Source organism: Pseudomonas fontis, from assembly GCF_028656955.1.
GTDB classification, from domain to species: Bacteria; Pseudomonadota; Gammaproteobacteria; order Pseudomonadales; family Pseudomonadaceae; genus Aquipseudomonas; species Aquipseudomonas fontis.
Genome location: NZ_JAMDGY010000032.1, coordinates 17,757 through 41,921, shown reverse-complemented (window position 1 = coordinate 41,921; position 24,165 = coordinate 17,757). Strand labels below are relative to the sequence as shown.

The 24,165-nt window shown below is 62.4% G+C and carries 19 protein-coding genes; 10 read left to right on the top strand and 9 right to left on the bottom strand.

The features are described 5' to 3' along the window. Positions 1–2 precede the first annotated feature (2 nt). Genes tssA through M5G11_RS13740 form a run of 5 tightly spaced genes read right to left on the bottom strand, consistent with a single transcriptional unit; the run spans position 3 to position 7,473 of the window. On the bottom strand, positions 3–1,082 hold the full coding sequence (gene tssA / locus M5G11_RS13760; RefSeq protein WP_273910984.1) for a type VI secretion system protein TssA: 1,080 nt from the start codon (positions 1,080–1,082) through the stop codon (positions 3–5). Further along, positions 1,079–4,888, bottom strand: coding sequence for a type VI secretion system protein (locus M5G11_RS13755; RefSeq protein WP_273910983.1), 3,810 nt, complete (start codon positions 4,886–4,888; stop codon positions 1,079–1,081). Before M5G11_RS13755 ends, tssA begins: the two co-directional genes overlap by 4 nt. Continuing rightward, positions 4,885–5,652 carry a DotU/TssL family secretion system protein gene (locus tag M5G11_RS13750; RefSeq protein ID WP_273910982.1) on the bottom strand — a complete coding sequence of 256 codons (768 nt, stop codon included), beginning with the start codon at positions 5,650–5,652 and terminating at the stop codon, positions 4,885–4,887. Before M5G11_RS13750 ends, M5G11_RS13755 begins: the two co-directional genes overlap by 4 nt. A 24-nt stretch (positions 5,653–5,676) precedes the next feature. Then, the gene (gene tssK / locus M5G11_RS13745) at positions 5,677–7,002 is read right to left on the bottom strand and encodes a type VI secretion system baseplate subunit TssK (RefSeq protein ID WP_273910981.1); all 1,326 of its coding nucleotides are present in this window, start codon (positions 7,000–7,002) and stop codon (positions 5,677–5,679) included. A gap of 45 nt (positions 7,003–7,047) precedes the next feature. Continuing rightward, the gene (locus tag M5G11_RS13740; RefSeq protein ID WP_420793813.1) at positions 7,048–7,473 is read right to left on the bottom strand and encodes a type VI secretion protein; all 426 of its coding nucleotides are present in this window, start codon (positions 7,471–7,473) and stop codon (positions 7,048–7,050) included. A 242-nt stretch (positions 7,474–7,715) separates the two neighbouring features. On the opposite strand from M5G11_RS13740, the gene tssB reads away from it, so the two are divergent. From tssB to M5G11_RS13690, 10 genes are all read left to right on the top strand, one after another. Further along, entirely contained in the window at positions 7,716–8,309 is a 594-nt protein-coding gene (gene tssB / locus M5G11_RS13735; protein ID WP_273910980.1) for a type VI secretion system contractile sheath small subunit, read from the top strand. Between the two features lie 72 nt (positions 8,310–8,381). After that, complete coding sequence (tssC, locus tag M5G11_RS13730) at positions 8,382–9,881, top strand: type VI secretion system contractile sheath large subunit (protein WP_273910979.1); 1,500 nt, start codon at positions 8,382–8,384, stop codon at positions 9,879–9,881. A 71-nt stretch (positions 9,882–9,952) separates the two neighbouring features. Next, a complete protein-coding gene (locus M5G11_RS13725; protein ID WP_273910978.1) occupies positions 9,953–10,450 on the top strand; it encodes an Hcp family type VI secretion system effector in 498 nt (165 codons plus the stop codon). A gap of 15 nt (positions 10,451–10,465) precedes the next feature. Further along, on the top strand, positions 10,466–10,906 hold the full coding sequence (gene tssE, locus M5G11_RS13720) for a type VI secretion system baseplate subunit TssE (RefSeq protein ID WP_273910977.1): 441 nt from the start codon (positions 10,466–10,468) through the stop codon (positions 10,904–10,906). Beyond that, positions 10,890–12,701 carry a type VI secretion system baseplate subunit TssF gene (tssF, locus tag M5G11_RS13715; RefSeq protein ID WP_273910976.1) on the top strand — a complete coding sequence of 604 codons (1,812 nt, stop codon included), beginning with the start codon at positions 10,890–10,892 and terminating at the stop codon, positions 12,699–12,701. The genes tssE and tssF overlap by 17 nt, the downstream gene beginning before the upstream one ends. Further along, the gene (gene tssG, locus M5G11_RS13710; RefSeq protein WP_273910975.1) at positions 12,665–13,687 is read left to right on the top strand and encodes a type VI secretion system baseplate subunit TssG; all 1,023 of its coding nucleotides are present in this window, start codon (positions 12,665–12,667) and stop codon (positions 13,685–13,687) included. The genes tssF and tssG overlap by 37 nt, the downstream gene beginning before the upstream one ends. A gap of 2 nt (positions 13,688–13,689) precedes the next feature. Continuing rightward, positions 13,690–16,251, top strand: a complete 2,562-nt coding sequence (tssH, locus tag M5G11_RS13705) for a type VI secretion system ATPase TssH (RefSeq protein WP_273910974.1) — start codon at positions 13,690–13,692, stop codon at positions 16,249–16,251. Positions 16,252–16,313: 62 nt separating this feature from the next. Beyond that, entirely contained in the window at positions 16,314–17,180 is an 867-nt protein-coding gene (locus M5G11_RS13700) for a hypothetical protein (protein ID WP_273910973.1), read from the top strand. A 62-nt stretch (positions 17,181–17,242) separates the two neighbouring features. Beyond that, positions 17,243–19,249 (top strand): type VI secretion system Vgr family protein, encoded by a 2,007-nt coding sequence (locus M5G11_RS13695; RefSeq protein WP_273910972.1) that lies wholly within the window; start codon positions 17,243–17,245, stop codon positions 19,247–19,249. Between the two features lie 11 nt (positions 19,250–19,260). Continuing rightward, the gene (locus M5G11_RS13690) at positions 19,261–19,806 is read left to right on the top strand and encodes a toxin-antitoxin system YwqK family antitoxin (protein ID WP_273910971.1); all 546 of its coding nucleotides are present in this window, start codon (positions 19,261–19,263) and stop codon (positions 19,804–19,806) included. Between the two features lie 2 nt (positions 19,807–19,808). Here the strand turns inward: M5G11_RS13690 and M5G11_RS13685 are convergent, their stop codons facing one another. From M5G11_RS13685 to M5G11_RS13670, 4 genes are all read right to left on the bottom strand, one after another. Further along, positions 19,809–20,204 (bottom strand): DUF4280 domain-containing protein, encoded by a 396-nt coding sequence (locus M5G11_RS13685; protein WP_273910970.1) that lies wholly within the window; start codon positions 20,202–20,204, stop codon positions 19,809–19,811. 237 nt (positions 20,205–20,441) lie between these two features. Then, positions 20,442–21,764: a dicarboxylate/amino acid:cation symporter gene (locus M5G11_RS13680; RefSeq protein ID WP_273910969.1), complete on the bottom strand. Its 1,323-nt coding sequence runs from the start codon at positions 21,762–21,764 to the stop codon at positions 20,442–20,444. Positions 21,765–22,082: 318 nt separating this feature from the next. Next, on the bottom strand, positions 22,083–23,429 hold the full coding sequence (locus tag M5G11_RS13675; protein ID WP_273910968.1) for an ATP-binding protein: 1,347 nt from the start codon (positions 23,427–23,429) through the stop codon (positions 22,083–22,085). After that, positions 23,426–24,103: a response regulator gene (locus tag M5G11_RS13670; RefSeq protein WP_273910967.1), complete on the bottom strand. Its 678-nt coding sequence runs from the start codon at positions 24,101–24,103 to the stop codon at positions 23,426–23,428. Before M5G11_RS13670 ends, M5G11_RS13675 begins: the two co-directional genes overlap by 4 nt. Positions 24,104–24,165: the final 62 nt, after the last annotated feature.

Here is a 24,165-nt window from a genome sequence, read left to right as displayed (position 1 = left end):
GCTCAAAGCACCCCCATCAAGGTCCACAAGCGCCGCGCCTCGGCATCCGAGGCAATCAGCTCGGCGAGCAGTTCGCGCAACGGCTTGTTGCCCCACTCCACACCACGCCGGATCAGGTACGGCACCGGGCTGTGCGGTTCGCTGCGGGCCAGGTAGTCGGCAATCACCAGCAACTGCCGATACGCTTCCTCGCGGTTGCGTGGTTCGGCAAAGGGTTGCCTGGGTTGCGATGCGGGCACCTCCATCTCTGCCTCCGTTTCCAGCGGTTGGGTTGGCTCGGGAAAGTCCTGTGGCGGGTGCAGGGCAATGAAGTCCTTGAGCAACCCCTCCAAGGTCTGCATGACCTTGCGCAGCGGCGCAAAATTCGGCGCGCAATCGAGCAGGTAGCGATCGCACCAGCCTTCGAGCAACACCAGTTGGGCAAGCCCCAGTCGGACTGCCGCGGCCCCTTGCAGCCACCAGGCCAGAGGCGTGTTGCGAACCCGTTCATTGACCTTTTGTTGCAGGCTCTGCGCCTCTTGCGCGGCGACCTTGGCCGGCTTGCTCTCATTGATCAGCACCTGGCGCAACTTCATCTGTTGCCAGTCATGCAGGGTGAAAGGCTCCTGCTCGTGCGCCGACACCGGGAACAACGCCAGGCGTGCCAGCAATAGCGGCTCATAGCACCGCACCATCGACTCAAGCGGCGCCGCTCGCCACTCCAGATCGCCGTCTTCGGGCAGCGGATGCACGTCGTCGGGGTAGCGCTCGCACAGCCCGCCCACCAGCGCCAGGGCGTCAACGATGCTTGCCAGGCCGTCCTTGTGCAGCCAGGCCTCGCCCAGCCACACGGCGACCATCAGCTCTTTGCTGCGCTCACGCAGAATCTGCGTGGCCAGACGCTGGAGTTCGCCCCAGTCCGCGCGCTTGGGGTCGGAGGACCAGATACCCGTGGGCAGGCTGGTATCGTCTTCCCTGCGCAGCTCGCGCAGCCGGTCGAAGGCAGCGTCGTAGCGCATGCTCACGCCGCAGGGCGGGTCGGCGTCGATGGGCTCGAGCAAAGGGCTGACCCGCGGGGAAAAACCTGATGATGACGCGGTCATGGCTGCTCTCCGCTGTCTGCCAGCGAACGTGGTTCGTAGCCGAACGGTGACAGCGGCGCCTGCTCCGGCAGTGGGTGAATGGCCAGCGGGGCCTTGCCACCCTGGCTCATCAGCGACAGGCGCAGGAACATCAATGTCTGGTTCACTTCAGTGGGCTGTGCATGCACAGGCACCTCCAGGCTCAAGGGGAACTCGGTGTAGTTCAGGTTCGGCTGGCGCACCCTCGAACCGTGGGCATTCATCAGCCGCAGCAAGGCCCAGGGCCCCCGGTAGTACCATTCGGCTTCCACTCCGCTGACGTGCAACTGCTGCTGCAACGGGTCGTTCACTGGCCGCTGGGTACCGTCCTTGGCCCAGCGCAGGCGCAGGTTGACCGGCTGCCCGACATTCCAGTGCAGCACCTGGTCTTCGCCGGGGTGGGCGATTTCGCGGTTGCCAGCGCCCAGGGTCCAACTGATCACCTGGTCGGCACCGCGCTCGCTGTCGCGGTCGGTGCGCCAGCGGACTTCCAGGTCGACCCCCGACAACCCGGCCGGGTCACGCATCAACATCGCCCCCAGCCACGGACGGGCCTGGGCCAGACGCTCGAGAAAGGCCTGTGCGGGGCCCCGCTCAGCAGAGGTCAACTGGCGCAGGCCGTCTTGTGCCAGGGGTAGGTGGCTGTCGATCAGGCTCAGCAAGTACTGCACCCGCGCCGGGTCGGCATCGGCAGCGCGCAGGTCGTTGCTGAACGGAAAGCGTCCGGCCAGATACTGGTTGAAGTAGCCCGCGAGCGTGTTCCAGGCACTGGAAACGGCTTGCCGCTGCAAAACCTGGCAACGCTGCAATGCCGTCTGCTGCAAGCTGACCCAACGCTGGGCCAGTTGCCCGGTAGCGTGTGGCGCCGTAGCCGAGAGGAGGATTTTCTGGCAACTGGCGTCGTCCATTTCGTTGAAATCGCGCACGATCAGTTGCGCAATCAGCGCTGGCGAACTCGACGGGTTCTGCGCCTTGTACTTGCTCATTTCCTCACTCAGGGAGTGAAAGCGGGTCACCACTGCGGCATCGGCCAGGGTCAGGCTCGATTGCTGGGTCATCAGCCATTCCATCGCCGGGGTGTGCAGCTCGGTGATTTTCGCGATGACCGTGAACTGCTGCTCAAGGCTGCCCTTCAGGTCCTGGACGTCCACTGCACGAAACAACCGCAGGCCCAGATCCTTGCTGCCGTCCCATTGGCCGATATTGGCCCGGTCGCTGAACAATGGTTGCTCGAATACGCTGTCCAACCCCTGCGTGATGTCGGTGAGCGCGCTCTGGTTCAGGTAGCTCTGCAAGCTGCTGGCAAGGTCCGGACGCTGCAGCTGGATAAACGCCTTGTGCAAGGACAACGCCTGGTCGGCCCTGACCTCGAACATCGGCGGGCGCTCCAGTTCGTCCTGGGCCGAGTGACGGTTCAGGCTCAGCCACATGGCGTCTGCTGCGGTGTTTTCGGCGGTTTTCAGCAGTGCGTTGCGGTACACCGGTGGAATCCCGGGCAACGACTCATGGGCATACAGTTTGTAGCTGTCGTAGTAGTTCAGCGCCAGCCGCAGGCCGTCACTGTCAACGTTGCTCAACTGCTCCGGTGCGTTGGCGCCCTCTTCGCGCAGTGAGCGGGCGACAAAGTCGCGCTTGAGCAACAGGTTGATGGCGCTTTGCAACTGGGTGATGCGCTCCTGAAAGGCCAACTGCCCGCTACCGCTCTGGATCATCAGGTTCTTGCTCGATGCGCTCTGGGCGATCCACTGGTCCTTGAAGCGGTATTGCATCTGCTCGGCCAAGCGTTCGACTTCCAGCGCCTGCGCCGGGCCGAGCACCTTGCTCTGGCGGACCTTTTCCATCAGCTCGGTATAGCCCGCGACCAGGTCCTGGCCCTTGCCACGGCCCCAGGTCGCGTTGGTCAGGTCGATAGAGGCCTGCAAGTCTTCGACCAGCGAATCCAGGTGTTCAAGTTCCTTGAGGGTCTGTGGCTGACCGTTTTCGATACGGTCCAGGTAGAGTTTCAGGTAGCCGGCCGAGCTGACAAAATTCTCGGTGCGAAAATAATGCCCCAGCCAGTTCGCCATCAGGGCATTGAAATTTGCTGAAATTGCGCTGCGGTACATCGAGAGATCCAGCGGTTTGAGCGGCGAAGGGCCCTTCTCGACCAGCAGCCGGTTGTAATACGCCGCGCGCGGCAGGGTGCCGGCGTTGAGGTTCAGGTCCAGCGCCAGGTTGCTCAGCGGGATCAGTTCATCCAGCGGGGTTTTCTGGTTGCTCAGTGCCTGGGCATAAAGCTGGCTGATCTGCTCCAGGTGGGTGACCTTTTGCACCAGCTCCCGGGCCTTCAGGTAGCTTGGCCACTGCGCCGGGTCGCTGCCTTCCGGAGCACCACGGCGCGCGGTGTCGTTGATCGCCAGCAACGCCCTGAGCTGCGCTTGCAGCAAGTCATGGATCGGCTGGTGCATGTGGCTCATGGAGGTGTGTTGCAGGACTTTGTCCAGGCGATCGTCCAGCGACGAGAACCATGAACTGGGGTATACCAGCGAGGCGAAATGCCAGCGCGGTGCATGTTCCAGCACCGTCCAGAATGCCTTGACGTTGTGCCGGGTCAGCTCCTGGCGGTGATTGTCGTCGCTGATCACTACGTATTCGCTCTGGGCGTTCTGCAACAACCGCGACAATTCGCCGGCATCACGCACCGAACGCTGCCAGACCCAGATCATCGCCACCATCCAGCACACACCCACCACCAGCAGGCCCAACGCAGTCATGCGCTGCCAGCGTTGTCGCAACTGCAACAGGCGCGGAATCGGTTGCGCCAGGCCGCGCTCGGCGTTGATCCGCTGCTGCCAGAGCTGCTGGGCAAAAGCCTCCTGCGCCAGCGGCGAGTCGAGTGCCGAAAGGGCCTCGGCATCGGCCTGGCCAGCATGGCTTGCGGTGAAATACAGGCCACGGAACGCTGGCGCTTCACCGTGGGTATTGCCCTGGAACACCGGCCACAGAAGCAATTGCAGGTTGCGCCGCAGGCCGTCTAGACGCTGAGGCAAAAAGCCCAGTTCGGCAGGCAGCTGACCATTCAGCGTGCCAACCTGGATGATCGCTTCGGACAACGCCTGGATGATCTCGTCCAGCGCCCTGTCGCTCCACTGTGACTGCCATGCCACGTCCGGGGCAAAGGGTGCAGACCAGCCCAGGACCTGCTGGCGATCCTCCTGCGGCAGCACACTGATCAGCTCCTGGAAGCCCGGCAGCTGGTCCATCCCGGTCACCACCACATACACCGGCAGGCGGATACCCAGGCGCTGCAGCAGGTCGATGAAACGCCGGCGCGCTTCCAGGCCAAGGGTTGCAGCCTTCTCGGTATCAAGCAGGTCGGCTGCAGCGATGGTCCAGATCACTGCATCCAACGGGCGCCGCGCGCGTATGCGCAGGAACAGCCCGAGCAGGTTCCACCAACCGCTGCTCTGCGCCTGCATGCCCTCGCCAGGCATGAACAGCGACTGCGGCACCACCAACACCGCGCCATTGGGGTCAGACCACCAGCGGCCGAACCAGGCCGGCTTGTCGATACCGCGCAGGTTCCAGCTGGCGCACAGCCGTGCCCCTTGCACCTCGTCACCGACCATCAGTACCCACGGCGCCTGATAACGGTTGCGTACGCCCTGGTCGTGCTCCATCTGCCGCACGGCGTAGTAGAAACTGCGGATGGCCACGCCGTTGCGATTGCGCAGCCACCACAGGCACAGCAGCACTACCAACAGCACCAGCACAATGCCGATCACCCAGGCCAGCCATGACAGGCTCATGAGGTCGACTCCAGCACCTGATACGGCGTGGCCAGGTGCAGTACGGGTGACAGTTCCTCGCCGATATCGCGCCAGAACAGATGACCGATGCCAATCAGCACCAGCACCGCAGCCAGCGCCAGAAGCCCCAGGCGCATCCCGTCGGGCATTGATTCGCGCAGTGGCAATTGCTGCGCTGGGGCGCTGGACGGCTCGGCCAGCAGCGCACTGACGTTGGCGTAGTCCGGCTCGCGCTGACGGGTGAAGGTGAACAGCGCATGCCGCCACTTGCAGTGCAGAGCCTCGCCACGCGGCCCCCGCAGGCGGCCGTAGAAACCGAGGATCAGGCATTGCAGGTAGACATTCGCCAGGTCGCGGCTGGTTGGTGCCTGCTCATCAAGCAGGCGCTTGATCTCCACTGGCACCCGCTCACCGGCTTGGCGACTGGAATACAAGCGCAGTTCAAGCGGGCGCTCCTGCCAAGCCGCTTGCCCGGACCAGTCGCTGTACAGCAGGGTTTCGTCCACCAACGCGACAAAGGCGTAGACCGTGGCCTTGATCTGCAACGGCGCGGAGTCGCCAACCGTGGCGAAGGCATCTCGCCACAGCCTGCGCGTGGTGCGAACGGAAAACTCGACCACCGCATCGAGCAACGGCGTGCTCTCGCCGCTTTTGTCGATCTCGCTCCAGGCCGTCAGCCACGCCTGCCAGGCTTGGCCAAAGGCAGCGCTCAACGGTGCTTCGCGCAGGCCGTAAAAGCGCGAAACGGCAATCCCTTCAGTCATACGATTCCTTTGTACGCGAGCGACTCATTGATTGTCGGGAACCAGCAGAACGATTTGCCACGGCCCGGTTAGCTCACTGGACGCTGGCGCGACGATGCGCAACGGCTTGGTCGCAACGAACGACGGCGAGGCGGTGTCGATTTCAAACAGATAGGTCTGCTCACCCGCAGCAAACACCCCCTGGGCCTCACGGGCCATGGGCACTGGCACCAGGCCGCGTGCGCGCTGGCGGATCATCTCGTCGACATGCTCGAGCGCACCGATGGTGGTCTGCGCCAGCCAGAGACTGGCGTCCTGCTCCAATGAGCCGGCACGCATGCGCAAGCCAATCACCAGCGTAGCCCCCGCTTCGAGCGTTGGCAGTTGAATGCCAAAACCGTTGGCGGTCTTCTCGAACGGCAGGCTGCGATACCCCACCCGCAGCAGACTGAGGCACTGCTCCAACCAGTCGAGGACTTCGTCGAAGCCCTGATACAACGCCAGGAAATCCAGCGGGGCAAAGGCCGGCACGCTGTGGTTGGCGCTCAGCACCGACCAACTGCCGGCCATCCCCAGCAACAGCCCATGCAGCTTCTGCGGGCTGGCGATGCGGCTTTTCAGGGCGCCTTCCACCTCTGGCAAACGTGCCCACAGCGCTGCCGACTGGCGAAAGGCGTGTGTTGCGCGCAACGGGTCGCTGGCCATTTGTTCGGGGCGCAACTGATTGGCCAGCGCCTTGCCTGCCTCACGGACGTCGGCGCATAGCCGCGCAACCCGCTTGCCCAACGGCGATTCCGGGACGATGCGCGGCGTAGGCGCGACGTAATCGCCCACGCATTCAAAACCGCCGTCCTTCTTCTGCACCCGTAGCAACGGCAAGCACACCGCATCGCCCTTGTCCGCCTCGGTGACCAGACGCGGGCAGGGCTTCCACAGTTCAACCAGCTCATCGTCAAGGCCGGTCACCAGGTTGGGAAACGCCTGATCCTTGACCGAGTGCATCCGCCCGTTTAGCCCCAGCAGCTTGTTGCCGCGCCATAGCCGGTCCAGTGCCAGGTAAACCGTTACGCAGGCATCCGGGGCATTGGCGACGGCCTCGGCAATCTTCAGCTCGACCCGCGGCCCCTCGCCGTCGCGAATGCCCAGTGCCAGGCCATCGGGCATCGTCGCCTCCAGCCTGAGGATGCGCAGCGTGCCGGCGACCAGCTCGGCCGGGTCCAGCTCAAGCTGTGTAACCCCCCAGTACCAGGGGTTGCCGGCCTGGGCCAGGTGCGCCGCCAACGCCTCGGCCCGCAACCCTTGCAACTGAAAATGCTGGGGTAGCAATTGCATGCCTTCGTACCAGCAAACCACATCAGGTCGCACGCTCATAAGTTCTCTCAACATCCTGTTGGCGTAAGGCTAAACGCTAGCGGTTCAGCGCGGGTTCGGTTCGAGCGAGGTCATTTCCCGGTTGTCGAATTTCAGCCGGATCGTGCGTTGCTCCTCAAGCCGCAGACGATGCGCGCCCGGGCTCTGGAAATTGGCAAAGACCAGCAAACCAACCGCAGGCTTGCCCTCGAGCGGAAAGTCCGTGGATTCGATCAACTGCCCCGGCACCAGCTCCAGCCCCCAGACATACAGGTGCTGGCGAAAATCACGTTGATACTGTTCTCGCGTGGCGAACCATTGCCGTGCAGTCAGCTCGGACAACCGTGCCAGCAGCTCGCTGTCATTGGCGGCGACAAAGTCCACCGCAATGGGCGAATCATCATTTGCCCGGGGCGCAACATCGAGCGACAGGCTATCAATGTCGACCCGGGGCCCGAACAGTGAACAGCCGGCCGGTAACAGGGCTGTCATTATTAAAGTCAACAGCCTGATATATATGAACTTTCTTATTGGCATGACAGTCCAGAAAAAGTTTATCTTGCATTTCGGCATGCCTGTTATAGCATCCATGTCAATTCGCCACCACGACGAATTGAGGTGATTACGGAACAGCAACCTCAACTAGAGTGTGTCTGCTCTGTGATCTAGCAAGGGAATGCGATCAGTGGGAAACCGTTGCATTGCGCCCGACTATTGCAACGGAGTCAGCCACTATGGAAGAAAGTACTCAGCACAAGCTGGACAGGGTTCGCCCGCCCCGCGTGCAGATCACCTATGACGTAGAAATCGGTAATGCCATCGAAAAAAAGGAATTGCCTCTGGTGGTTGGCATCCTCGCCGATCTATCGGGCAAACCTAAGGAAAACCAGGCAAAGCTAAGCGAACGTCGCTTTGTCGAGATCGATAGCGAGAACTTCGACAAGGTGCTTGAGTCCATCGCACCGAGCATTAGCGTCGACGTCATCAACACCATCAGCAACGACGACAAAAGGCTTTCCACCACCCTCAGCTTCAACAAAATCGAAGACTTTGATCCGATCAATGTGGTCAAAAAAGTCGAGGCGCTAAAAGTGCTCTTCGATGCCCGTGAACGCCTGCGTGACCTGCAAACCAAACTTGATGGCAACGACAAACTCGACGAATTCCTGAAAGAAGTTCTCTCCAGTACCGAAAAAGATCTCGAAGCGCTCAAGGCCGCACGTTCAACTGGCACCAGCGACACTATAAAAGTTGATGGAACGCCCACCGAAAATAAACTTACGCCTTCGGAAGTAGACGCTGTAACGCCAAAAGAAAAGAACGACTAGTTACCAACTAACGTGCCCGTCTAACTTTTCCAGCGCCTCGCTGATCCATCTATCTGTTCCGGAGGATTAACCATGCCCGCCTCATCCAGCACCGAGAATCAATCCGGTGAAGGCAGTACCCAGACCCTGACCCTGCTTGAGAAAATCATCAAGGATGGCCAGATTGCGCACGACGACAGCCAGAAAGTCTACGCCCAGGACCTGATCGCCGAGTTCGCCACCCAAGTGCTCGACAAGGCCCTGGTGGTCAGTCAGGGCCAGGACCCCGACACCCGAGCACTGATCAACCAGCGGATAGGCCAGCTCGACAAACTGATCAGTGACCAGCTCAACGAAATCATGCATGACAAAGGCTTCCAGGAACTTGAAGCGTCCTGGCGTGGCCTGCACATGCTGGTCTGCAATACCGAGACCAGTACCCGCCTGAAACTGCGCCTGCTCAACGTGTCGAAACAGGAACTGGCCAACGACCTGACCAAGTCCGTGGACTTTGACCAGACCGTCCTGTTCAAGAAGATCTACGAGGAAGAGTACGGCACGTTCGGCGGCTTCCCGTTCAGCGTGTTGATCGGCGACTACTACTTTGGCCGACGTTCACCGGATGTCGCCCTGCTCAAGCAACTCTCCGGTGTTGCCGCGGCGGCCCATGCGCCGTTCATTGCTGCTGCCAGCCCGCTGCTGTTCGATATGAAACAGTTCACCGACCTGGCGGTGCCCAAGGACCTGTCGAAGATCTTTGAAAGCCTGGAAATGGGCTCGTGGCGCGATTTCCGCGCAACCGAAGACTCGCGCTATGTCTCGCTGGTACTGCCACGCTTCCTGCTGCGCCTGCCATACGGCGAAGACACCTTGCCAGTCGACGGCATGGACTTTACCGAGGATGTCAGCGGCCCGGACGCCAGTAAATACCTGTGGGGCAACGCCGCCTGGGCACTGGCCCAGCGCATCACCGATGCCTACGCCAAGTACGGCTGGGGCGCGGCCATTCGTGGCGCCGAGAGTGGCGGCGCGGTTGCCAACCTGCCGCAACATACCTTCAAGACAGCATCGGGTGACATTTCACTCAAGTGCCCGACCGAAGTGGCGATCACCGATCGGCGCGAGAAAGAGCTCAACGACCTTGGCTTCATCTCCCTGTGCCACAAGAAGAACACCGGCACCGCAGTGTTCTTCGGCGGCCAGACCACCAACAAGCCGCGCACCTACAACACCAATGAAGCCAATGCCAACGCCCGGATTTCCGGGATGTTGCCCTATGTCCTGGCGTCCTCGCGCTTTGCCCATTACCTGAAGGTGATCATGCGCGACAAGGTCGGCGGCTTCATGACCCGCGACAACGTGCAGACCCACCTCAACAACTGGATCGCCGACTACGTACTGATCAACGATAACGCCCCGCAGGAAATCAAGGCCCAGTACCCGCTGCGCGAAGCGCGTGTCGATGTGACCGAGATTCCCGGCAAGCCAGGCGCCTATCGGGCAACGGTGTTCCTGCGCCCGCACTTCCAGTTGGAAGAGCTGACTGCGTCGATTCGCCTGGTTGCCACCCTACCGCCACCCGTGGCCGCTTGACCCCTGCTCCTGTGGGTACAACCACAGGAGCCCCCCTTCATTCATATTTCTAGTTGCAGGAGCTTCATGCGATGGATGCGATCATTCTGGACCTGGGCGACGAGATCAAAGGTGACTGTCTGCTCGAAGGCTACAAGGACAAGATCGAGGTCATGTCTTTCAGCCACAACGTCGCCATGCAGGTGACCAACGACGTCAGCAACTCCGAGCGGACCTCAGGTAAACCGCATATTGGCGAGTTCACCCTGACCAAGTTCGTCGACAGCTCCACTCCGACCTTGAACCTCACCTGCTGCTCCGGCAAGCCGATCCCCCTGGCCAAGATCGTCATTGGCCGTAACGCCGCCGAAGGCAGCGGGCAGATCATGGCGTTCATCACCTACACCCTGGACAACGTCGTGCTGTCCAACGTCAGCGTCAGCGGCGGTACCGGTGGCAAGCCCGTGGAAACCATTTCGTTGAACTTCACCAAGATCAAGTGGGAACTCACCGCGCAAAAAGACGATGGCACCAAGGAAGGCGTGGCTGGCACCAGCTGGGACTTGGCCGCCAACAAGAAAGCCAGCTAAGCCCGGTAGCCGATCATGCCCGCATCCGGCCAACGCCCGCTGTTGTTCGATCGCCTGGCCAGCAGCGCCGACGAGTCGCCGTATCTGGACCGCTACGCGCTGGCCGACTCGGTCCGCGAGGAACTGCTGCGGCTGCTCAACAGCCGTCGTGGCGGCCCATTGCAAAGCACGCCGCCAACCCTGCTCGACTACGGCATCGCCGACTGGAGCGCGCTGCAAGCCAGCAACAGTGATGACCGCAGGCGCATCGGCCGGGAAGTCAGCGCGGCGGTGAAACACTTCGAACCACGCCTTGAGGTCAGCCGGGTCGACGTCCGTCAGGTACCTGGCCAGCCCAGAAGCCTGAGCATCCTGCTGGAGGGCTACATCCGTCACGAAAAACAGCAATGGCCAGTGGCATTCGTTGTGGAGAAAACCGACGCGGGCCTGGAGGTCAGTCATGAGCGACTCGATTGACCCGCACCTGCTGGACTACTACCAGCGCGAACTGACCTGGCTGCGCAATGCCGGTAGCCAGTTCGCCAGCAGCTACCCCAAGGTGGCACGGCGCCTGGAGCTGTCACCGGGGGAAAGCCAGGACCCGCACGTCGAGCGTTTGCTTGAAGGTTTTGCGCTGCTCTCGGCGCGCCTGCAGCGACGCCTGGATGACGATTACGCCGAATTCAGTGACGCCCTGCTGGAACAGCTGTACCCCCTGGCCATCAGGCCGCTGCCTTCGTGCAGCATCGTCCGTTTCACGCCAGACCCGACCAAGGGCAACCTTGAGGCCGGCTATGAGCTAGCGCGAGATACCCCACTGTTCGTCACCACCACCAAGGGCGAGAGCATCTACTTTCGCACCGGTGCCGACGTCACCCTGTGGCCCCTGAAAATCAGCGAGGCACTACTGCTCGATACCAATGAGGCCAGGGGCCTGACCGGCGTTGCCAAGGCAGGCTCGGCGCTGCGCCTGCGCATCGAATGCGAGGGCAAGGCAACCTGGTCGACGCTAAGCCTGCAGCAACTGCGCCTGCACCTGGATGCCTCACCGGTGGTCAACGCGGCACTCTACGATTTGCTCGCGGCCCATGCCATCGGCGTCCTCAGCTCCACGCCAGAGGGCACCGTGCAAGTGCAGGAAGGCCTGCCGCAGATCGTCGGTTTCGCCGACGATGAGGCCCTGCTGCCCGAGGAAGATGGCGTCCACCCTGGCTTGCGCCTGCTCGCCGAGTACTTTGCGTTCCCCGAGAAATTCAATTTCTTCGATGTCCCGCTTGATGCGCCCGGCATTGATGTCGATGGCAACAGCCTGCACCTGTATATCGTCTTCGACTGCGCGCTACCCAGCCACTTGCACTTGCAGGCCAGCGATATCGCCCTGGGCTGTGCACCGGCGATCAACCTGTTTCGACGTACCTCCGAGCCCTTGCGCCCGGATGGCAAGCACAGCGAGTACCGCCTGGTTGCCGACAGCCACCGTGAGAACAGCGTGGAAATCCACAGCATCCGGGGCATCCGCAGCCTGTCGGCCGACGGCATTGTACGCCCGCTGGCACCTTACTACGGCAACCAGCACAGCACGGGCGACCACCCCCTGTACTGGCACGCCCGCCGTATCAACGGCCTGACGCCAAACCGGGTCGGCAGCGACATGATGCTCAGCCTGGTAGACCCCGACTTCAACCCCCGCCACAACACCTGGGACTACAACCTGACTGCCGAGCTGATGTGCACCAATCGTCATTTGGCACAGAGCCTCGGCGCCGGTACGACCCTGAACTTCGAACGCCCCGGCGCACCGGCCAGCGCCTGCCTGATCAACCCGCCCAGTGCACAAAGCCAGCCAGCCCTTACGGGCGAATCGCGCTGGCGGCTGGTGTCGCAACTGACCCTCAATCACCTGTCGCTGGTCGAGGGTCCCGAGGCTCTCGATGCACTGCGTGAAATGCTCAGCCTGCACAACCTGCGCAACGAGGCCAGCGCTCGACGCCAGATCGACGGACTGAAAAGTCTCAGGTGCGAGCGCAAGGTCGCGCATGTCGGCAATGATGCCTGGCGCGGTTGGCGCAAGGGTCTTGAGGTCCGGGTGCAATTGGCGCCAGGCAATTTCGTCGGCCATAGCACGGTGCTGTTCTCGGCAGTGCTGGCGCAGTTTTTCTCGCTCTATGCCACCGCCAACCGTTACGTCAGCACGGTGCTGGTGGATGCCGACGATGCCACCAAGGAGGTCAAAGCATGGAGCCCGCAAGCCGGCATGCCCCTGTGCCTCTGAGCGAGACACTGCGCCAGCAGCCCCACGGCTTCGAGCTGTTGCAGGCGTTGCTGATCCTCGAACACGAAAACCCCCAGGCCACGCCACTGGGCCAGGGCAGCGTGCCGCAACACGAGGCAGTGCGCCTGCGCGGCCCCTTGACGCCGGTGTTTCCTGCCAGCCAGATCGACCGGTTGACCGACGAAGAGCAGCAGCGCCCGGTACTCAGCACCTCGGTGTTCGGCCTTGGCGGGCCCGACGGGCCATTGCCCTATGCGTTCCAGGAGTGGCTGCAACAAAGGGCCCTGGCCAAGGACCATGCCCCAGCCGAATTTCTCGACCTGTTCCAGCATCGCCTGCTCAGCCTGCTCTATCGGGTCTTGCGCAAACACCGTGTCGCCTTGGGCTTCGATGCCCCCGACAACACCCCGGTTCAGGCGCAACTGCGCGCATTGACCGGCTTGCTGCCCAAGGGCTTGCAGGGACGCCAGGGCCTGCCCGATGCCGTACTGCTGGGGCGCAGTGCACTGCTCGCAGGAGGACGGCGCTCGCTGGCCGGGTTCAGTTCGATCGTGCGCCACCACTTCGGGCTGGCGGTGCAAACCAGCCCCTATGAAGGCGCCTGGTGCGAGATCCCGCGTGCCAGTCGCAGCGTGCTCAAGCCCGGTGGGCGCAACCTGACGCTGGGCCGCGATGCCATTGCCGGTACACGGGTCTGGGACGAGCATGCCGGGGTCCGCCTGACCCTCGGCCCACTCACTGGCGCACAGGCAACATCGCTGCTGCCCGGAAGCGACCGCCACCAACAACTGGCCGACCTCGCCGCACTGTACTTCGGCCCGGACCTGGACTGCATGCTGACCTTGATCATCAATGGTGCGCAGCCACTGCGCCTGAAGCGCAACAAGCCGGTACAGCTGAATTGGAACACCGGCCTGCATCGTCAGGACACGCCACATCATCAACAGCGTATCAATACCCGACTGCTTCAGTCGCAAAGGATCTGAACATGGAACTTGGCAGCCTGATCGCGTGGTTGAACAGCGACACCCGCAATGCTCTGGAGCGTGCCGCGCAGCGCTGCCTGCAACGCGGCCACTACTTCGTGGAAATTGAACACTTCGTGCTGGAGCTGCTGGATATCGAGGGCGGTGACCTGGCCTGCCTGCTGCCGCGCTTCGGCCTTGAGCGCGATACCCTGGCTGCCGAGATCAACCGGGCGCTGGAGCTGTTCAAATCAGGCAATACCCGCACGCCATCATTGTCGGCGCAGACCGTCGGCCTGCTCGAAGACACCGTGGTGCAGGCCAGTGTGCGCGGCCAGCAGAGCATCCGCTCGGGGTTGTTGCTGTTGGCGCTGCTCGACCGCGAAGAGCGCCGCAGCCTGTTGCTCAACAGCGCCGCATCGTTGCTCAGGATCCCCTGCGAAGCACTGCGCAGCAACCTTCAGGAGTGGACCCTGGCCTCCCGCGAGCAGACCACCAGCGCGGCACCGGGCAAGCGCGGCAACGCTGCAGCGAAACCTGCTGATGCCGCGCTCCTGGAGCAGTACACCCAGGACCTGACTGCCGACGCGCATGCTGGACGCATCGACCCGATCATCGGTCGCGAAGGCGAGATCCGCCAATGCATCGACATCCTCCTGCGCCGCCGGCAGAACAACCCGATCCTGGTCGGCGCGCCGGGAGTCGGCAAAACCGCGTTGGTCGAGGGCCTGGCGCTGCGCATCGCTGCCGGCGATGTGCCCCCTGCCCTGCAGAATGTCTGCCTGCGAGTGCTCGACCTGGGCCTGTTGCAGGCCGGTGCCGGGGTCAAGGGCGAGTTCGAGCAGCGCCTCAAGGGCGTGATTGACGCCGTGCGCAACGCCCCCACACCCACCATCATGTTCATCGACGAAGCCCACACCCTGATCGGTGCTGGCGGCGCCGAAGGCGGCAGCGACGCCGCCAACCTGCTCAAGCCGGCCCTGGCGCGTGGCGAACTGCGCACCCTGGCCGCGACCACCTGGCTGGAATACAAGAAGTACTTCGAGAAAGACCCCGCCTTGGCCCGACGTTTCCAGCTGGTACAGGTAGAGGAACCGAACGAGGCCACCTGCGTGGAAATGCTCCGTGGCATCGCCACCAAGCTGGAGCAGCATCACGGAGTGCAGGTGCTGGACGCGGCCATCCAGGATGCGGTGAAACTCTCCCATCGCTATATCTCCGGGCGACAATTGCCGGACAAGGCTATCAGCATCCTCGATACCGCCTGTGCTCGGGTCGCCCTGGGCCAGCACGACGTGCCGCCGCCGCTGGAAAGCCTGCGCCATCGCCAGCACAGCCTCAACGAAGAAGTCGAACGGCTACGCCGCGAACAGACTACCGGGCTGGACCACCGCGAGCGCATCACGCGACTGGAGAGTGAGTCCACGGTCAACCTGCAGGCCATTCGGCAACTGGAAGAGCGCTGGGGCGAGGAGCGTGAAGCGGTGCGCGAATTGCTGGATACCCGCCGTGAGCTGCTGGCCTTGAGCGAGCGCGCCGATACCGCCGCGGACCCGCAAAAACCCGAGCCCGACACCGACAGCCGCATTGACTACCTGGCTGCCGAACTGGTGCGCCTGGAGGCCGGGCTGGACGCTATCCGCCAGGACGATCCGTTGGTACCGGAGCACGTCGACTCGAAGATCGTCGCGGCGGTGATCGCCGGCTGGACCGGCATCCCGGTGGGCAAGATGCTGGCCGACGAAGCCCATGCCGTGCGCACCCTGGGCCAACGCATGAGCCAGCGGGTGATGGGCCAGAAGGCCGCGCTCGAGACCATTGCCCAGCGCCTGCAAGCCTACCGAGCCGGCCTCACCGACCCGCAGAAGCCGGTCGGGGTGTTCCTCCTGCCCGGCCCCACCGGGGTCGGCAAAACCGAAACCGCCTATGCCCTGGCTGACGCGCTGTACGGCGGCGAACGCAACCTGATCAGCATCAACCTTTCCGAGTACCAGGAAGCCCATACGGTCAGCCAGCTCAAGGGAGCCCCGCCCGGTTATGTCGGCTACGGCACCGGTGGCGTGCTCACTGAAGCGGTGCGGCGCAAACCCTATTCGGTGGTGCTGCTGGACGAGATTGAAAAAGCCCACCCGGATGTGCTCGAAGCGTTCTACAACGTCTTCGACAAGGGCGTGATGGAGGACGGCAGTGGCCTGCTGGTGGATTTCAAGAACACCGTGATGCTCGCCACCAGCAATGTCGGCGCCGAACTGATCCTTGATACACCGACGGCTGAACTGGGCGGTGACGCCTTCAATGAGCGGCTGCACAAGGTCTTGCTGCAAGCCTTCCGCCCGGCCTTTCTGGCACGTATGACGGTGGTGCCCTACCAACCGCTGGACGCCGCGACCCTGGAAGCGATCGTGCTGAGCAAACTGGAAAAACTGCGCGAGCGCTACAAGGCGGCGACCGGCAAGCAGTTCGAGTTCGACCGCGCCATCGTCAAGGCCGTGCTCGGCAAATGCAGCGGCGCCGGGGCACGGGATATCGAGAATGTGTTGATGAAACAGGTCACCGGAACACTGGCGCAGTGGGCGCTGGAATAAGACTGGGGATTGCTGGTCTGTGTGATGCAAAGGCGATCAATCGACTACGACAGGGACGAACCATGAGCACCAGGACCCGCCTCGGCGAACTTAAAGACCTGATAGAAAAGTTGCTTGAAAGCCATGACGCGCTGTCGCTGGCACAACCAACCAACCCGGTCGATACGTTTTACCTGGGCAAAATAACCGAGTGGACCAACAAGATTCACGGCGTCTCCAGCGGCTATGCCAGCGAATTTCAGGAAATGTACAAGCACCGCACAGTGAAGGGACGGGCAATTTATGGCGGCTACGCCGACGTCTCGGTTGGCGAACCGACTGACCTGACCTCCAAGTCCGTCCAGGTCAAAAGCACAAACCAGGATAAACACAGCGTGGTCAACTCGATGATCAGCGAGGCCGCCAACCAGCTGACAGGCGAACGAGGCGAACTGCCAAGGCCCGGTGACCGTCTGGTGATCGATATGTCGATCGTCAATGCGAACAACCTCTGGCCCCTAAGCTCACGAGGCATTGGCCTGACCATCGACGATCTGGAGCGCGTAGGGGGCGCACAGCTGTGTTCACTGATAATGAAATATACCCCCCATGTAGTGGCCAACAGCAAAGCCAGCCCGCCGCAGCCGGGCGCGCAGGGCCATGGCATGAGTGCCGGCCAGTTGATGAGCTTTACCGACATGAAAGACCCAACTTTGATATCGCGCTTCAGCGGCCACAGCAATGTACGCAGTACTCAATACATTCACACGGTCAGCACTATGACCGGCGTCACTCATGTACCCGCTTTACACCTGACCGTAAAAATCCGCTACAAGGAGGGCTACGTGTTGAAACACAACAATGGCAGTGAGTACATCATTCGCCTTGCGGTATTCAACCTGCACCGCCAAGGCAATCAGTTGGTATCAAAACTGGTGAAATACACCTGACGGCAGGGACCGTACGGGCCTGAACAGGCCACGCCCTCATTGCACCGCCTCGAGGCCCTTTGATGCCCCGCTCGACCGACACCACGACCAGCCTGTCGCTGACCGGCACCGCCCTTGCGGACCTTTACCCCGAGTCGATCAGCGCTGACGAAGCGCTCAATGCCCTGGGCCTGCACCTCGTCAACGGGTTGAGTGATACAGCGCTGACGCTCGGCTCGGCCATCGCCAGCCACCTCACCATCACCCTGCACAACGATGCCCAGCAACGCCCGCTGGATGCGCTGGTAGCCGAAATCCGCCAACTGCCCGCCGATGCCACGGCCGAGCGCTACCAGGTCCTGCTGCGACCCTGGCTGTGGTGGCTGACCCTGGCCAGCAACAACCGGGTGTTCCAGAACCTCACGACCTCGGACATCGTCAGCAAGATCTTCAGTAGCCACGGTTTCAGCGACTACAAGCTGTCACTCAGCGCCAGCTACACACCACGCGAATATTGTGTGCAGTACGGCGAGTCCGACTTTGCCTTCGTCTGCCGCCTGCTGGAAGAAGAAGGCATCTTCTGGTTCTTCACCCATGCAGCCGGCAAACACACGCTGGTACTGGCCGACAGCAACGACGCCTTCCCGGCCATCCCCAACGGGCCGGCAGTGAAGTACTTCGGCCAGCAGCCGGGCAGCCGCGAACTGCATGGCGTTCGCTCCGGGCAACTGGTGCTGCAGGCGGTCGCAGGCGTCTATTCGGCCACCGACCATGCCTTCGCCACTCCCACCACCTCGCTCTACAGCCAGGCCCAAGCCAAGGCCGGGCCGCTGTCGCAGTACGAACATCCCGGTGGCTACCTGACCAAGGCGCGTGGCGATGCGCTGACCAAACAGCGCATTGACGGCCTGCGCAGCCAGGAAAGACGCTTCGTCGGTGAAAGCGACTGCCGCTGGCTGGTGCCCGGGCACTACTTCAGCCTCAGCGGCCATGACGATGACAGCCTGAACATTGACTGGGTGCTGACGTCAGTCACCCACCAGGCCAGCCACGACAGCTACCGCAACCGCTTCGAAGCCATCCCCAAGGCGACGCCCTATCGCCCGGCACGGACGACGCCCAAGCCGCACATGCACACCCAGACCGCAAAGGTGGTCGGCAAGGCTGGCGAGGAAATCTGGACCGACGAGTACGGCCGGATCAAGATCCAGTTCCCCTGGGACCGCGACGGCAAGAACGATGAAACCAGCTCCTGCTGGGTCCGCGTGGTGCTGCCATGGAGTGGCAAGGGTTTCGGCATGCAGTTCGTGCCCAGGATCGGCCAGGAAGTGATCATCACGTTTATCGACGGCGATCCAGACCGCCCGCTAGTCAGCGGTTGCGTATACAACGGCGATAACCCCCTGCCCTACGCCCTCCCCGCCAACCAGACGCAATCAGGCCTGAAGACGCAGTCCTCAAAAGGCGGTGAGGGTTTCAACGAGTTGCGCTTCGAAGACAAGAAAGACGCCGAGGAAGTCTTCCTCCAGGCGCAGAAAGACTTCACCAGCAATGTGCTCAACGACGCCAAGGTGACCATCGGCCACGATGAAACCCTGACCGTACAAAATGCGCGTACGCGCACGGTCAAGGAGGGCGACGAGAGCGTCACCCTGGAGAAAGGCAAGCGTAGCGTCGCCATCCAGACCGGTAGCGATACCCTCGAGGTCAAGGACACGCGCAAGGTCAGCGTGGGCGGGGACCAGAGCCACAGTACCGGCGGCAACTTCACCGACAAGGTCACGGGCAACTACAGCCTGACCGTGGACGGCGACCTGACCATCAAGGTCAGCGGCGCCATCACCCTGCAAAGCGGTGCCAGCTTCACCATCAAGAGCGGTGCCGACCTGGCGGTCCAGGCCAGCACTGCGATCAGCCAGAAAGCCGGGACTTCATTGACCAACAAAGCCGGAACCTCGCTGGAAAACAAAGCAGGCACCACCCTGACCAATGATGCCGGCATCAGCCTGACCAACAAGGGCGGCGCCGAACAAACCGTGGACGGTGGTGGCATGCTGACCCTCAAGGGCGGCTTGGTAAAAATCAACTGAGGTCAGCCAGCATGGCGAAAAACCAAGCCGTCAATCTGCACAGCGGGGACGCGCACCTCAGCGGGCAACTGCACGCCGGCCAGCTGGAGGGCCCGTTGCGGATCGAGGAAAACCGTCGGCCGCTGGCGAACCTGAACTACAGCAGCGGCCAGCTCAACGGCATGAGCCAGACCTACCATGCCAATGGCAGGGTCTCGGCGCAGCTGCCCTACAAGGCCGACAAACTCGACGGCCAGGCCAGTTTCTACTCGCCCGAGGGCCAGCTGCAGCGCAAGGCCGGTTATCGTCAGGGGCTGCTGCATGGCGAGGCCGCGACCTATTACCCCGATGGCCAACTGGCCGAACTGGAAAGTTACCGCAACGGGGTGCGCGACGGCGTTTATCAACGCTTCCACGGCAATGGCAAGCTGGCCCACAAGGCGCAATACCTGAACGGCCAACGGCTGGACCAGGGCCAGCAGTTCGCCAACGATGGTCGCCCCCTGGACAGCGACGGCAAGCCACTGTCGAAGCTACGCTGGTGGTGGATGAACGCGGCCTCGCCAGGTAACACCTGAGCCTAGGGGATCAGTGTCTGCACCTGACCTGGCATACCGACCTTGATCACGCCGGCCCAGCTACACATCAACGTACTGTTGGCATCCAGCGCCGGCATGCTGCCGAGCAATACCGTCGGCGCGCCACCGGCAATCCACGGCGCCGCGGTCGCCGGAATGCACGGCATCGGCGTCAACACCCCAAGTGCTGCCGCAGTGGCGGCGATGACCATCGGGTTGGCGGTGCTCATGCACACGCCAAAAGGCAGGATATTGAGCAGTGGAATATGGTCCATGATGGTGGCCGCCGGCATATTGCTGGTCATTACCCGATTGAGCGGCAAGACATTCAACACCGACGGCGCAGCGCCAAAACTGCATTGCAAGGTAGCGCCGGTACAGACTTGCGGGCACGACATCAGGGCCTCCTGGCATCCTGGGGCGAAGTACTGACTGTATCGGGCTTGAGCAGAATCCGTCACGCAGAAACCTGCAGTTTCTTTGTGCAGAGAAGCGCACTGGCGGCGTTATGTTCAGGAAGTGGTGCGATGGACGGGCGGCGGGGGGTGTAGGCGGATCACCGTCCGAGGCCGCGAGGGCCAGGGACGGTGAGGATATCGCAGGCCCGGTGGGGCCTCTTTGAACTCAAGCAACGCTTAGCGGGCAGGACCTTCCGCCACGCCCAGGTCGTCGGTCGGACGGGTGTCCAGCAGCGGCGAACCACCGGAGTTCAACTCGCTGTGCAACTTGTCTTCGTCCAGTTCCTTGACCCACTTGGCCACTACCACGGTAGCCACGGCGTTACCGACCAGGTTGGTCAGCGCACGAGCTTCGGACATGAAGCGGTCGATACCAAGGATCAGCGCCAGGCCCGCCACCGGCAGGTGACCTACCGCCGACAGGGTTGCCGCCAGCACGATGAAGCCACTACCGGTCACGCCCGCAGCGCCTTTGGAGGCAACCAGCAGCACCAGCAACAGGGTGATCTGGTGGGTGATGTCCATGGTGGTGTCAGTCGCCTGGGCGATGAACACGGCAGCCATGGTCAGGTAGATCGAAGTACCGTCGAGGTTGAACGAGTAACCGGTCGGGATCACCAGACCCACTACCGATTTCTTCGCACCCAGGCGCTCCATCTTCACCAGCATGCGCGGCAGCGCCGACTCGGAAGACGAGGTGCCCAGCACGATCATCAGCTCTTCACGGATGTAGCGGATCAGCTTCAGCACGCTGAAACCGTGGGCGCGGGCGATACCACCGAGCACCACCAGGATGAACACCAGGCAGGTCACGTAGAAGCAGATCATCAGCTGGCCCAGTTGCACCAGCGAACCCACGCCGTATTGGCCGATGGTGAAGGCCATTGCACCGAACGCACCGATTGGCGCCAGCTTCATGATCATGTTGATGATGTTGAACATGACATGGGCGAAGCGGTCGATCAGGTCCAGCAGCGGCTTGCCGTAGGCACCCAGGCGGTGCAGGGCGAAGCCGAAGACCACCGAGAACATCAGCACTTGCAGGATGTCGCCGTTGGCGAAGGCACCGACCACGGTGTTCGGGATGATGTTGAGCAGGAAGCCGATGGTGGTCTGCTGCGCGCCAGCGGCGGCATAGGCAGCCACGCTGTTGGCGTTCAGGGTGCTGACGTCGATGTGCATGCCGACGCCCGGTTCAACCACGTTGACCACGACCAGGCCGATGATCAGTGCCAGGGTGGAAACGATTTCGAAGTACAGCAACGCGTAGCCGCCGGTCTTGCCGACCGACTTCATGTTCTGCATGCCGGCGATACCGCTGACCACGGTACAGAAGATGATCGGGGCGATGACCATCTTGATCAGTTTGACGAACCCGTCACCCAGCGGCTTCAAGGCCTGGCCGGTTTCAGGGTAGTAGTGACCCAGCAGAATACCGATGGTAATCGCGACGATTACCTGGAAATACAGCGTTTTGTACAGTGGCTGACGCGTCGTCATGGCTTATTCCTCAAGTGCACCGTGCCATCTCCTTCCTAGGAGTGTCGGGTGCCTAAAGCGCGAACCCTCCTGCATTTGGAGGGATTTGTTGTGTCGAGCTGCCTGGCAGGACTCTGCAAGGTCAATAGCAAGCCCGATGCCAACGTGCGCTTTTCTTGTGCGACTCGCCTGTTTACGGGGTAGGAATGCACGAATACATGGCACAGCCCCAAGGACAAATGGCGGATTTCCGCCCAACACCGTAATAATTCCTACGGTGTTGGCGGTAATCCGCCTACTTGATTGGAGCCGATGTAGGGCCGCCGGGCAGCGGCGCGGTTACTCGAAGGGGAAGCGGATGCGGAACGCCGCACCGCCCAGGGGGGAGTCGTCGAGGGTGAGGGTGGCGTCGTAGCTGTCGATGATGTCCTTGACCACCGCCAGGCCGATGCCCTGCCCCGGGTATTGCCGGTCCAGGCGCTCGCCGCGTTGCAGGATGCGCTCGCGCTGGTCGGGCGGAACGCCCGGGCCGTCGTCCTCGATGCACAGCTCCAGCGAGCCGTTGTGGGTCAGCAGGCTGATGCGCACCTGTGCCAGGCACAACCGATAGGCGTTCTCCAGCAGGTTGCCGAGCAGTTCGAGCAGCGCGCCCTGCTCCATCGGCACTACGGCGCCAGCCGGTACGGCAAAGCTGACGTGCACGGTCTTGTCGCGATAAACCTTGGCCAGGGTGCTGCACAGGCTGTCGAGCAAGGGTTGCAGTTGCACCCGGTGGCGCACCAGGCCGCTCTTGCGCAGGCTGGCGCGTTGCAGCTGGTAATCGATCTGCTGGCTCATGCGCTCGATCTGCGCTTGCAGCACCCGCGCCTGTTCGCGGTCTTCACGACGCTGGGCCATGCTTTCGCTGACCCCTTGCAGCACCGCCAAGGGGGTTTTCAGGCTGTGCGCCAGGTCATCGAGGGAGTCGCGATAACGTCCACGCTGCTCGCGCTCGCTGCGCAGCAGGCGGTTCAACGAATGGGTCAGGCGCAGCAGCTCACGCGGGTGCTCGCCGCTCAGGCCATCGCGGGCACCCGACTCGACATCGTCCAGCTCCACGCTCAACTGGCGCAACGAACGCAGGCTCCAGGTCAACCCGGCCCAGAGCAACAGCAGCAACACCAGCAAGGCGGCGCTGAAGCCCAGGTAGAGCTTTTCGCGCAGGCCATCGAGGGTCTGCTTGTATTCGCGTACCGGTTGCAGCGCGACAATGCTGAACGCCGCGCTCTTGCCACCCAGCAGCTTGACCTCGACGTCATAGACGAAGAACTCCTCGCCGTTGCCCTGGTGGATGCGCGCGAACTCGCTGCCACGCCCGTCGTAGCGCGGGGTGTAGTTGATGTTCTCTTCGGCGGTCGCCCGCGAGCGCCACACCAGGTTGCCTTCACGGTCATAGATGTAGCCGAGCAAGCGGCTGTCGGGCAGGTTGAATTTCTCGTCCGGCAGCAGCTCGGGCATTTCCAGGCGATTGTTCTCGATGCGCGCCGCGGAAATCAGCGTGGTCACGTCCGAGGCCAGGCGCTTTTCGATCGATTCCTGCAAGGCCAGGCTGAAGGCCTTCTGCAAGGCCGGCAGCAGCGCCAGCATGAACAGCAGCGCCAGCACAAAGGCGGCGAGCATCAGGCGCACCCGCAGGGAGCGGATCATCGGCAGCGCTCGGTGAACAGGTAGCCCAGGCCACGCACGGTGTCGATCGGCTTGAAGCCGTTGTCGCCCTCCAGCTTGCGCCGCAGGCGACCGACCAGCACTTCAATCACGTTCGGATCGCGCTCGTCATCGTCAGGGTAGAGTTGCTCCATCAAGCGGTCCTTGGCCACCACCTGCTGGTGATGACGCATGAGGTACTCGAGGATGCGGTATTCGTAGGCAGTCAGCGCCAGCGGCTGCTCGTCGAGCGTGGCCTGCTTGCGGTTGATGTCCAGTACCAGCGGGCCGGCAATGATGGTCGACTGGGTGAAGCCGCTGGAGCGGCGCAGCAAGGCATTCAGCCGTGCCTCCAGCTCTTCGAACTGGAACGGCTTGACCACATAGTCGTCGGCGCCGGTGGCCAGGCCTTCGACCTTGTCCTGCCAGTTGCCACGGGCGGTCAGGATGAGGATCGGGAAAGTCTTGTCGATGCTGCGCAGTTGGCGGATCAGGTCCAGCCCGCCCATGCCCGGCAGGCCGAGGTCGACCACCGCCAGGTCGAAGTTGAATTGCCCGACCTGGTAAAGGGCCTCCTCGGCGTCGGCGACGGCCTCGACCACGTGGCCGGTTTCGGTCAGGCGTGTTTTCAGATGGTGGCGCAACAGCGCTTCATCCTCGACCACCAACAGCTTCATAGGCTCCTCCCTTCACTGCGCCCGGGCCTTCGGTGGCCTGGGCAGAATAATAGCGAACCGGC